This is a genomic window from Psychrobacter sp. TWP2-1-2 (genome assembly GCF_049896785.1).
GTDB lineage: Bacteria > Pseudomonadota > Gammaproteobacteria > Pseudomonadales > Moraxellaceae > Psychrobacter.
Genome location: NZ_JAFCVA010000020.1, coordinates 20,398 through 31,358 on the forward strand (window position 1 = coordinate 20,398; position 10,961 = coordinate 31,358).

Annotated in this window: 9 protein-coding genes and 4 tRNA genes; 10 read left to right on the top strand and 3 right to left on the bottom strand. The window is 43.2% G+C overall.

Annotated elements, in window-relative coordinates; all coding sequences use genetic code 11:
• Positions 1 to 304 precede the first annotated feature (304 nt).
• From ACP7AE_RS12990 to ACP7AE_RS13035, 10 genes are all read left to right on the top strand, one after another.
• Entirely contained in the window at positions 305 to 2,254 is a 1,950-nt protein-coding gene (locus ACP7AE_RS12990) for a tetratricopeptide repeat protein (protein ID WP_426243585.1), read from the top strand.
• A gap of 156 nt (positions 2,255 to 2,410) precedes the next feature.
• The gene (gene lolB / locus ACP7AE_RS12995; RefSeq protein ID WP_201539480.1) at positions 2,411 to 3,043 is read left to right on the top strand and encodes a lipoprotein insertase outer membrane protein LolB; all 633 of its coding nucleotides are present in this window, start codon (positions 2,411 to 2,413) and stop codon (positions 3,041 to 3,043) included.
• A gap of 66 nt (positions 3,044 to 3,109) precedes the next feature.
• The gene (gene ispE, locus ACP7AE_RS13000; RefSeq protein WP_426243587.1) at positions 3,110 to 4,090 is read left to right on the top strand and encodes a 4-(cytidine 5'-diphospho)-2-C-methyl-D-erythritol kinase; all 981 of its coding nucleotides are present in this window, start codon (positions 3,110 to 3,112) and stop codon (positions 4,088 to 4,090) included.
• Between the two features lie 165 nt (positions 4,091 to 4,255).
• A tRNA-Gln gene (locus tag ACP7AE_RS13005) sits at positions 4,256 to 4,331 on the top strand.
• A 244-nt stretch (positions 4,332 to 4,575) separates the two neighbouring features.
• A tRNA-Gln gene (locus ACP7AE_RS13010) sits at positions 4,576 to 4,651 on the top strand.
• A 110-nt stretch (positions 4,652 to 4,761) separates the two neighbouring features.
• A complete protein-coding gene (locus ACP7AE_RS13015; protein WP_045452669.1) occupies positions 4,762 to 5,709 on the top strand; it encodes a ribose-phosphate pyrophosphokinase in 948 nt (315 codons plus the stop codon).
• A 422-nt stretch (positions 5,710 to 6,131) separates the two neighbouring features.
• A complete protein-coding gene (locus ACP7AE_RS13020; protein ID WP_045443278.1) occupies positions 6,132 to 6,806 on the top strand; it encodes a 50S ribosomal protein L25/general stress protein Ctc in 675 nt (224 codons plus the stop codon).
• A gap of 196 nt (positions 6,807 to 7,002) precedes the next feature.
• Entirely contained in the window at positions 7,003 to 7,584 is a 582-nt protein-coding gene (gene pth, locus ACP7AE_RS13025) for an aminoacyl-tRNA hydrolase (protein WP_201539478.1), read from the top strand.
• 100 nt (positions 7,585 to 7,684) lie between these two features.
• Positions 7,685 to 8,065 (top strand): aspartate 1-decarboxylase, encoded by a 381-nt coding sequence (gene panD, locus ACP7AE_RS13030; RefSeq protein WP_045443274.1) that lies wholly within the window; start codon positions 7,685 to 7,687, stop codon positions 8,063 to 8,065.
• A gap of 295 nt (positions 8,066 to 8,360) precedes the next feature.
• Complete coding sequence (locus tag ACP7AE_RS13035) at positions 8,361 to 9,341, top strand: calcium/sodium antiporter (protein ID WP_201539477.1); 981 nt, start codon at positions 8,361 to 8,363, stop codon at positions 9,339 to 9,341.
• A gap of 62 nt (positions 9,342 to 9,403) precedes the next feature.
• On the opposite strand, the gene ACP7AE_RS13040 is transcribed toward ACP7AE_RS13035, so the two are convergent.
• The 3 genes from ACP7AE_RS13040 to ACP7AE_RS13050 form a co-directional block, all read right to left on the bottom strand.
• Positions 9,404 to 10,057: an RDD family protein gene (locus ACP7AE_RS13040; protein ID WP_201539476.1), complete on the bottom strand. Its 654-nt coding sequence runs from the start codon at positions 10,055 to 10,057 to the stop codon at positions 9,404 to 9,406.
• Between the two features lie 241 nt (positions 10,058 to 10,298).
• A tRNA-Arg gene (locus tag ACP7AE_RS13045) sits at positions 10,299 to 10,375 on the bottom strand.
• A gap of 187 nt (positions 10,376 to 10,562) precedes the next feature.
• A tRNA-Ser gene (locus ACP7AE_RS13050) sits at positions 10,563 to 10,652 on the bottom strand.
• Positions 10,653 to 10,961: the final 309 nt, after the last annotated feature.

The window sequence follows — 10,961 nt, forward strand, 5'->3', positions numbered from 1 at the left end:
GAAATGGATAGAAATCATTCGCTTACTTGACGTTAACTTGTTATATTTTCACAATATTTAGGCTAAGACTTACAACCAATGAAATACCTCGTTGATACAGGTTATCGGCCAATCCTACTTTGTTAGCAAAGACTTGGTAGAGCGGCGGCTATTAATAACGGAGTAACACGGGCACTATTGTTTATCCCATCAGTCTGCTTTTATAATGTCAGGCATGGGTACTCGTTACCAATAGTTAGTTTGAAATGATTAAAATAAAATTGTCTTATCGATATAGATGAACAATGGGCGAATACGGTTATCTATGATTTTTTTTGGGTCATTATTTCGATCACAACTTGCGCATGACGACCAATCTAATCTGCGTGCTCTATTGCATGCGGTTATCGAACGTCTGTGCCAGCGTTATAAGCTAACCTTGTCGTTGGCCTTTTGCCTATGCTTAGGATCGTCTTCCGTTCATGCCAGTCATCCTGATATCTCGCTCGAAGCCCATGTACCCAAAATATCCATTGCTGATAAGAATGACAAGGCCGTCAGTAGCGACGGCATTGATAATAGCCGCTCAACGCTACCAGAAATTTCTCCTACCAACACACAACCAATAGAAAATGTCGCCAATATTAATGGGTTAGCACCAACTACCTTATGGCAACCTGAGCTCAAAGAGCCTAGCCTGTATGCGCTGCTTGATGCAGAATTCGCAGCAGATCGCGGTGATAGACAACGAGCGATTACTATCTATAAGCAGCAAGCATTTAAAGAAGATGCAACTGCCGTATTTGAAAGAGCACTCAGCCTTTCTTTACGCACCGAAAGGGTTGAGAAATCGTTACAATTTGCCAAGTCATGGCAAGACCAAAATCCGGATCACGTGCCTACTTGGTTTTATGTGGCGCATTTGGCCCTGCGAGCACACGATTATCTGTTAGCTGGTGAAACCTTAAATCGTATTTTGCTTTATGATCCTCGAGCGGACTTAAGCGAAATCCTTATCGGTATCTATCCAAACAATGATGAAGACAAACGTGAATTACTTGCCGCTTTGCAACCACTAGATAGCGAGCAGAATGCCTCATTGTCGGTATTGAAAGCAGGGTTACTTTACCAATTTAACGAGCCTGAGATTGCCATTGTCCATATCAATCGTGCGCTAGAACGCCAGCCTGACTATGTACCTTTTATTACGCTAAAGGCTGACATACTGCGCAAAATCGTCACGGCTGAAACCGTCGTCAATTATGTGAGCCAAGCACGCCTGCGTAACCCCGATAGTAAAAGTCTCTATCTGTACGAGATTCGCTACTTGCTTGACCTAAAGCAAAGCCAAGAAGCGTGGCAATTATTGCTGGATGCCCATAGTCGCTTTGCGGATGATGCCGAGATTACTTTGTTGGCTGCATTGGTGAGCTTAGACATCGAAGAATATAACAGTGCCGATGAGCTACTCAACATGCTCGCAAAAAACCCCGCTTACCTCGATCAAGCTTATTATTACCTTGGCATCAGTGCCGAGCGTCAGCAGCGCTTTGACCAAGCCAAATACTATCTCAACGGTGTCATGCAAGAAGACTTAGTATTAGAGGCTCGTAGAAAAGTAGTGGCTTTTGAATTGCTTAACGGCGATGTAGATGCGGCGATTGCTACTTTAGAAAAACTGCGTAAAGACTTTAACGTCTTTGCGCCAGATACCTTTGTGCTGCAAGCTGATATTTTATGGCAGCAAAATGAGTCCGAAGAAGCCCTGCGCCTACTAACCAAAGCTGCTCGCAAATATCCTGATAATGAAATGCTCTTGTTTGCACGCGCCCAGCTCCTTGACGACAAAGACGACTATATCGTTAAGCGCACCTTGCTCAATCACCTGCAAGCACTTGACCCAACCAACCTCTCCTACCAGCTCAGTTATGCGCAGCTATTGCTAGCCAATGAACGCAGCTCTGAACAAGGATTGGCATTGGCCACCGCCATCATTCAAATTCGCTATGATGACCCACGTTATGACAATGAGCTGCACTTGCAAGCGCTGAATGTGCTGGCTGGCAATGCATTGGCCAATGAAAACTATCAACAAGTCATCGACTACCTGCAAACCCCTTACGATGTGTTCCCTACCTTGCGCTCTGGCAGCTTACTGCTACGCGCTTATCAAGGTTTAGGCAATAATGAAAAAGTCGAGGCGTTACTCGCAGACTTGCAGCAGCGCTTCTCATTTGGGCAACACAATATCAATGACCGTATACAACTTTACTGACCCGCCGTTTTATAGTGGATAAATCGTTGCATGCTATGATTACAAGGCACTCATAAGATACTAACAGCCACGCATAACTGAGTAACATACAACCATTAAGCTAACCTCTTTTCGAAACAATGATTTCGTAAATTTGTCTATCTTTGAGGAAACATCATGTCAGTATTGGTCCATGCTAATAAGCCTAATAAATTGGTGCTATTCGCTGCCGTGACAACCGCGCTCGTCATCACGTCTGGTTGTCAATCACTAAAAACAGCCAACGCTACCAACCAACCCAGCACGACTTTACAAGGTCAAAACGCTGAGCCACCGCAAAAGCTTGAGAACTTTAATATCACTGGCAAAATTGGTGTGACGATGCCCGCCAATGACACCACAGGCACTCAAGGTGGTAGTGCGTTCTATGCATGGGGGCAGCAGAATGATCGCTTTGCCATTGAGCTGATCGGCGCGCTCGGTATTGGTAAAACCAACATCGAGTATAATGGTCAAACCGCCACTTTAGTCAGCGAAAAAACAGGTACCTTAACTGCTGATGATCCTGAGACTTTGCTCAAAAAAGCTACTGGGTGGCAAGCGCCTATTTCACAAATGCCCTATTGGATATCTGGTCGCCCAGCGCCTTCCGATAGCGCACCACAGCTCGATGATCAGAATCGTTTAATCAGCTCAGTCAATGGTGAATGGACCGCAAGCTTCACCTATAAAGGGTCCGACAAGTTACCAAATAAAATCAGTGCCGTGCTGCCACAAGGCAATAAGGTAGTAATGACGATCAATCATTGATTAGTCACGTAAATACGATGAAAATTGCTGATTATTGATTACTATAGCCGCTTATGACTGAAACTTATGATTAAAAACCTAGCCGCTACGCCTACTTCCACCATCACCCGCTTATCACCGGCAAAGATTAATCTATTTTTGCATATCACAGGTAAGCGTGCTGATGGCTATCATAATTTGCAAACCGTGTTTCGCTTGCTCGATTGGGGCGATTATCTACATTTCTCAGTCATAGATGAAGCCGTAATTTTTACAGTAGATAGTGAATCTACGGCAAATAGTGAACTAGATGCCAATAATCTCTGTCATCAACTTCTAATATTGGCTGGTGCAGAGACTATAACTGCCGATATAGAAGACAACTTGATTTTTAAAGCAGCGCGTGTATTGCTAGCGGCTGCCATACAGTCAAACACTCTACCTGAGCAGTTAGCACAAGTGCATATCGCTTTAGATAAGCATTTACCGATGGGTGCAGGCTTGGGTGGCGGCTCATCCAATGCCGCGACGACATTGATGACGCTTAATGAAATATGGCAGCTTAACTTTACTCAAAATGAACTGATAAAAATCGGTGCTAAAGTGGGCGCAGATGTGCCGATTTTTATCTTTGGGCAAGATGCGATTGCGATGGGTATTGGGGAGCAGTTGACCGCAATCAAGTTGCCCGACCAGCAATATTTAGTATTGACGCCCAATGCTCACGTTAATACTGCCCAGCTGTTCGCGCATCCTAAATTACAACGTGATATCGCTGTGCTATCGGTTGAGACAATTAAAAATAAACAAGCCGACTATGTACAAACTCTGACCACGCCTTATCACAATGTCTTTACGCCAGTGGTGACGAGCCTCGCCCCTGCCGTCAGCGCAGCATTACGTTACTTACAAGGGTTAGAGGCGCAAGCACTCGGCACAGCACGAATGACCGGCTCTGGTAGCGCGGTGTTCTTGCCTTTGGATGCAAGCGTGGCTACTGACAAAGCACTTTTAGCAAAGTGGATTGAAGAGGCGCCTTGTTCTGCATATTTAGTTCGTAATCTATGAGTTAGATTTGAGCCGTAGTGCGAAGATAACATGATTATAAATACAGCGTAAAGCGCTTTGTTGACCCGATATTCGTTTTTTTTGACCTATTTTTTAATAAAAGCCATAAAAAGGCGCAAATGACTTGCAAAATCTGAAAATTTAATTATAATAGGTCGCCTCAATAGGGGTATAGCCAAGTTGGTAAGGCATCAGGTTTTGATCCTGACATCCGTTGGTTCGAGTCCAGCTACCCCTGCCATTTTTTAGTACGAAGCGTTTGATATGCAATGATCATAAGTGGTTTATGAATAGCCGCTTATCTTATTGACATTGACAACGTTATCCCAGTTTCGGTATAGTTCGCAACGGACACCGCTAGGGAACAGTTATGTTTTAAATGGTTTATCCGTTTATAATATAGCGAACAGGTCGTGACGCTATTCTAACAATGACTTTTATTAAAAGTTGCTATTAGATATCGACGTGCACAGCCTAGACATTACAGGGGTATAGCCAAGTTGGTAAGGCATCAGGTTTTGATCCTGACATCCGTTGGTTCGAGTCCAGCTACCCCTGCCATTTTTTACTGTAATAGTAGTCATCAAAACTTTTCACCACTCTTTTCTGAATTTGAGCAGTTTGACACTGCTTAGCGGTCGCTGCTTGAGTCAATCAATAGGACTTCTGTCATGCCTTATTTGGCGATTTTTACGGGTAATGCCCACCCTGAATTAGCAAAAACCGTAGCCGATCATCTCCATATACCTCTTGGTAAAGCTGATATCACGCGTTTTTCTGATGGCGAAATCGCCGTAGAAATCAAAGAACACGTGCGCGGTAAAGACGTGTTTATCATGCAGCCAACTTGTGCACCAACCAATGACAATTTGATGGAAATCATGATGATGGCGGACGCTTTGCGTCGCTCTAGTGCGGGTCGCATCACAGCAGTCATGCCCTACTTCGGTTATGCCCGTCAAGACCGTCGCCCTCGTTCAGCTCGCGTGCCTATCTCTGCTAAAGTCGTCGCTGACATGCTAAACATCGTGAGTATCGATCGCGTGATGACGGTTGATTTGCACTCAGATCAGATTCAAGGCTTTTTTGACATTCCTGTAGACAATATCTACGGCACGCCTGTATTGCTTAACGACCTACAAAAACAAGATTACGACAACATCATGGTTGTCTCTCCTGACGTCGGTGGCGTGGTGCGTGCGCGTGCTATGGCTAAACAGTTGGGCGATACTGACATGGCGATTATCGATAAACGCCGTGCCCGTGCCAATGAGTCGCAAGTCATGCACATCATCGGCGATGTCCGTGACCGTGATTGCGTCATCGTTGATGATATGGTTGATACCGCAGGTACGCTATGTAAAGCAGCTGAAGCATTGAAAGCAAACGGTGCACGTCGCGTATTGGCTTATATTACGCACCCTGTCCTATCAGGCAACGCGTTACAAAATATCAGTGAATCTGCGCTAGACGAAGTCGTTGTTACCGATACGATTCCATTGTCTGAAGCGGCAAAAGCCTGTAGCAAAATCCGCCAAGTGAGTATCGCACCGATGCTTGCTGAAAGCTTACGCCGTATCAATAACGAAGAATCTATCAGCGCCATGTTTGACGCTTAGATTTTTAATGAGCACTCTCTCTACTTTCTGTTGGCAATGCTCGTTATAAAACACTGCTTAAGTTTAAAAAAAAGCGTCAAGTATCTTTACTTGACGCTTTTTTTGCCTATTGGTGTTGCACAGTCATTTTGCGTAGGTCTTTATTATTACTACAAAATCACGTATAATGCGCGCCTGTGCCAACCATTTGTTCGATTTAATTAGGTTGGCATTCTTAAAAGTGCTGATCATGCCCAAAAGTAACGATTGTCATGATAATGACTATCCAAAAAATCGTTATGATGAGCAAATGGCTACATTTAGCAATTGTGAATTTTATTAGCAATCATAAATGTTAGCTATCATCACGTATTAGTGGATTGGTCGCAAATCCACTTTTTTATGACCAGACACTTCATCATTCTTTTTATAGGATTATATCCATGAGCATTAATCATTTTGAACTAAACGCTGTTGATCGTTCTGCTGAGCAACAAGGTAAAGGTGCGAGCCGCCGCCTACGTAAGCAGAATCTAGTTCCTGCTATCATCTATGGTGGTAACGAAGAGCCAACGTCTATCTCTATCAAGATCAACGAGCTAGTAAAGTCACTTGAATTCGAAGCGTTCTTCTCACACATTTTGACAATCAATGTTGATGGTGTAGAGCATCAAGCGGTTATCAAAGACTTGCAACGCCATCCAGCTAAAGGCTTCCCAATGCATGCTGATTTCCAGCGCGTTGTGAAAGGTCAGAAAATCAACATGAACGTTCCTGTGCATTTTGCTGGTCGTGAAGAAGCGCCTGGTACTAAAGCTGGTGGTGTTCTATCAACGCTAGTATCTGATATCGAAATCGTTTGCCTACCATCACAATTACCTGAATACCTAGAAATTGACGTATCAGGCATGGAAATCGGTGATCTATTCCGTCTATCAGACATCAAACTACCTGAAGGCGTTATCATCTTTGATCTTGACATGGAAGATGCTCACGACCGTACTATCGTTAACATGCAGCCACCAACGGTTGAAGAAGTTGACGCAGACGCTGAAGAAGTTGATGCTGCTGACGTACCTGCTACTGAGCAAGGCACTGAAGACAAAGACGGCGAATAATAAACCACGGTTACATAGAGCACGCAACCTAGCGTCTGCTATGTAATACAAGGTTTGTTTAGTCAAAAAACAGCAGGTGATAAATATCTCCTGCTGTTTTTGTAAGTAAGGTTTGAAAAATAACAGATATGCTATGAATAAATAGCATAATCACAAACCTTATGCCTCATTTATTCAATTTAAGCAGGGTGTTTTTATGGCCATAAAGCTTATTGTCGGTCTTGGTAATCCTGGTCAGCAGTATATGTTTACACGTCATAATGCAGGGTTTTGGTTTGTCCATCACTTGGCTCAGCAGTTCAACATTACCCTCTCCCATGATAAAAAGTTTCATGGAATTACAGGACGTGGGCAGATTCATGGGCATGACGTACGTCTATTGATGCCGCTCACCTTTATGAATAAGTCTGGTCAGTCGGTCGTGCCGATGGTGAAATTTTATGGCATTGAAAATGATGAGTTACTGATTGCTCATGATGAGCTCGATATTCCAGCTGGCAGTATCAAACTTAAGACGAATGGTGGTCATGGCGGTCATAATGGTCTGCGTGATATCACCCCTCATATCGGCAACGACTTCCATCGTTTGCGTATTGGTATTGATCATCCTGGTCATAAGTCTAAAGTTAGTGGTCATGTACTCTCAAAAGCTGCGCCCGATGAACAGATTGCCATTGATAGCGCTCTGACAGCAGCATTTGAAGCGCTACCATTATTACTAAATGGCGATATTGAAAAAGCACGTTCACAAATTAATGGCTTCAAACTGCCAGAATAAAATCATGCTTTAACCATAATAGCCTTTTATTTTAGCAAGTTATCCCCCATTAACCTTTTGATTTGAATCATTAATCTCAGTTACGCTAAGGAAGCAACCTATGCTACTTAATATGCTTAAATGCAAATTACACCGTGCTCGCGTCACCCATGCCGAACTTCATTACGAAGGCTCATGCGGTATCGATGGTGATTTATTGGATCTTGCTGGTCTGCGCGAAAATGAGTCTATCGATATCTACAATGTGACCAATGGCAAGCGCTTTCGCACCTACGCTATCCGCGCTGAAGCAGGTTCTGGTATCATCTCGCTAAATGGTGCGGCGGCTCACATGGCAGATTTAGGCGATATCGTTATCATCTGTGCCTATGCTCATTTTGATGAAGTAGAAGCGGCAACCTACCAGCCAAAACTGGTGTATTGCAACGAAGATAACACTGTAAAAGACACGGCAAACATCATTCCGGTACAAGTGGCTTAAAGCACCGGAACACCGAAGATTTTTGGATAAAGCAAGGATAAACAATCGACTAAGCTGTTGAAGTTATTCTTATTATCCAACCAAAACCGCTATGCTAATATGAGAGCTGAATCTCCATTCTGATTCAGCTTTTTTTTATGCCATTTTTATATGGCAAATTCACATTTTATACCACTCTTAAAAGATGAAGTCGTCAGAAAAATAAATGTCAGCGCTATGTTTTTAGGCTAAATGAATTTGGCACGGCTAAGCGTATTTTTAGGTTTGGTATTAACACTAATAAGGAAACAGACTGATGTGGTTGGCAGTTATTGCAGTATTGATCGGACTAGCTATTCTTGTTTGGAGTGCAGACCTTTTTGTTGATGGCGCCACTGCCTTGGCAAAAAAATTCAACGTCCCCAGTTTCTTAATAGGTGTGTTGATTTTGGGTGTGGGTACATCCGCCCCTGAGATGGTCGTGTCAGTATTGGCGGCACTAGAAGGCAGCCCTGATTTGGCATTAGGCAACGCTTATGGCTCAAACATCATCAATATTGCGCTGGTATTGGGTGCAACCGTATTGATTAGCCCTATTATCATTCGTAAGGGCATCATCAAGCGTGATTTACCTCTATTGGTATTGATTACTATGGTCGCCGCATGGCAGCTGCGTGATGGGCAATTAGACCAAGCAGATGCGATTGTGTTGATAGCGCTGCTGGTCGTGACTTTAGGCATTCAGATTGTACTAAGCTTACGTGAAGGCAACCATGAGCACGAAGGAGAACCCATAGCAGAAAGCGTCGATGCTGAACATATCGAACAAACCCTAACACGGGGACTCATCAGCTTAGTTATCGGCATGCTTTTACTGGTCATTAGCTCGCGGGCTATAGTTTGGGGTGCAGTAGAATTGGCAACGCTGTGGGGCGTGAGCGAACTGGTGATTGGATTGACGATTGTTGCTGTGGGGACCTCGTTACCTGAGCTGGTATCGAGCTTATCAGCCGCCCGTAAAGGCGAACACGACATGGCATTGGGTAATATTATTGGCTCTAATATATTTAACACCTTGGGCGTCGTTGGTCTCGCAGCGCTTATAGCGCCAATCACAGTCAGTCCAATTATCTTATCGCGCGATATAGTGGCGATGGGATTGGTCACCTTGTTACTCTTGGTATTGTGTGGGTTTGCCTTTATGAATAAGCGTCCATTCGGTCGCACTTCTGGGTCGACTTTGGTCTTATTCTTTGTCGGCTATACTTTATGGCTGATACAAACCGTCAACCTGTAACGCTTAAATTGTATTAACAGACCTTAAAATGTCTTAAAGGACTATGGCGATGATAATGTGGTTTATTTTCCTTGCTTGCGATTTCTAATCACCCGCCATAGTCCTTCATTCTCTGTTTTTGGAATTTTTAAGGTAATGGTATTCGATAGCATATCTTGCACTGCGAGACCACGTGGGTTAAAGAGGCAAAAAGCATAGTTAAAGACAAAGCCCAAAAAGGCACTGGTCAATAAAACAGCACGCGAGCCATCAATGACACTACCAATGATACCAAATATAAGTGGCATAATACTGGCCGCTAAAATCCGCTTAAATGACTGTCCCCACGTTAGCAAATGACCATTACTATTGACCGTCTTTAACCGCCAAGTCTGCATACCTAATGTCTGTCCACCGCGACGCCAAAATATCCCATAGAATCCTACTAACGTCAGTATAAAAGACGGCGTCATAATCACGTTTTGATACCACGTTGGCAGCGACTGCGCTTGTGACGACTCGCTACCCGTCTCCATCGTGATAAGTGTACCAATCACGGTTAGCAGGGTACCGACCAAAAACAACAACGCTAAAATTAACATACCATCATAGAGAATGGCTGCCATACGGGTGCCAGGTTTAGCAATCGTTAGCTCTTCACTTTCAGCGGCATGATATGCTGATGCTTTAGTTTGAGCAGCAGATTTGGTAGGTCGTTTAGGTAAACTCTTTGACATGGTACAAGCTCATAGCAAGCAGTGAATAATGACTCTATTGTACCGTAATTCACGGTCTTATCGTACATTATCCTAAGATGCCGTAAGTCATATAACAATGTGGTATAACCATGTCGTATGACTCATCAGCTCATAAGACTATCACACAGAAATTGCAGACATAAAAAAATCGCCAAATTGTCATAAGACAGGCGATTATTTTAAGGTTTCTCTAACTGGGTTAAAGAAGTGATTATGCAAATGGTGCGCTTGGAGAGATTCGAACTCCCGACCCCTTAGTTCGTAGCCAAGTGCTCTATCCAACTGAGCTACAAGCGCGTACTTTGCACATCATTTACTGCGTTGTTAAGAAACAATTGCAGCAAATTAGGTTGGTTATTATATAGATAATTTCGCTTGTGTCAACATCTTTTTTTATTAAAATCAAAATAGTTTTTGCTTTAATAAAACAGAAGATTATTAACGCTTTTATGCTGCGTCACTACTCTACTAAAAACCGAATAAATGGAGGTGAAGGAGGGATTCGAACCCTCGATACGCGCAAACGTATGGTTCCTTAGCAGGGAACTGGTTTCAGCCACTCACCCACTTCACCAAACGATGTAAGACTTTTTAAGTTCTAAAAAATAGTATTATTGCTGATAATACGTCTTATCCCGTGGGCGAGTATTATAGCAAAGCCAAAACGAATTGCAAGCACTGTCTACAAATTTAATGCAATTTTTATCATATTTATTTGTTTATATGGTTTCATAGCCTCTTGAGCAGCTCAAATATCAATAAAAACTAGGGCGTGTCCCTAATCTGTAAAAGTAAGTATAAAGGCTTTAAAATAAAGAGACTATTTCAAACAGGGCTCTCTAAATTATGGCAAGAACAGTGCTCACCGATAATACATGGGAAC

Excerpts from the sequence above, each read along its gene's own strand:
- ACP7AE_RS13040 (WP_201539476.1), bottom strand. The coding sequence starts at position 10,057 with ATGTCAAAGAGTTTACCTAAACGACCTACCAAATCTGCTGCTCAAACT.
- ACP7AE_RS13020 (WP_045443278.1), top strand. The coding sequence starts at position 6,132 with ATGAGCATTAATCATTTTGAACTAAACGCTGTTGATCGTTCTGCTGAG.
- ACP7AE_RS12990 (WP_426243585.1), top strand. The coding sequence starts at position 305 with ATGATTTTTTTTGGGTCATTATTTCGATCACAACTTGCGCATGACGAC.
- panD (WP_045443274.1), top strand. The coding sequence starts at position 7,685 with ATGCTACTTAATATGCTTAAATGCAAATTACACCGTGCTCGCGTCACC.
- lolB (WP_201539480.1), top strand. The coding sequence starts at position 2,411 with ATGTCAGTATTGGTCCATGCTAATAAGCCTAATAAATTGGTGCTATTC.
- ACP7AE_RS13035 (WP_201539477.1), top strand. The coding sequence starts at position 8,361 with ATGTGGTTGGCAGTTATTGCAGTATTGATCGGACTAGCTATTCTTGTT.
- ACP7AE_RS13015 (WP_045452669.1), top strand. The coding sequence starts at position 4,762 with ATGCCTTATTTGGCGATTTTTACGGGTAATGCCCACCCTGAATTAGCA.
- ispE (WP_426243587.1), top strand. The coding sequence starts at position 3,110 with ATGATTAAAAACCTAGCCGCTACGCCTACTTCCACCATCACCCGCTTA.
- pth (WP_201539478.1), top strand. The coding sequence starts at position 7,003 with ATGGCCATAAAGCTTATTGTCGGTCTTGGTAATCCTGGTCAGCAGTAT.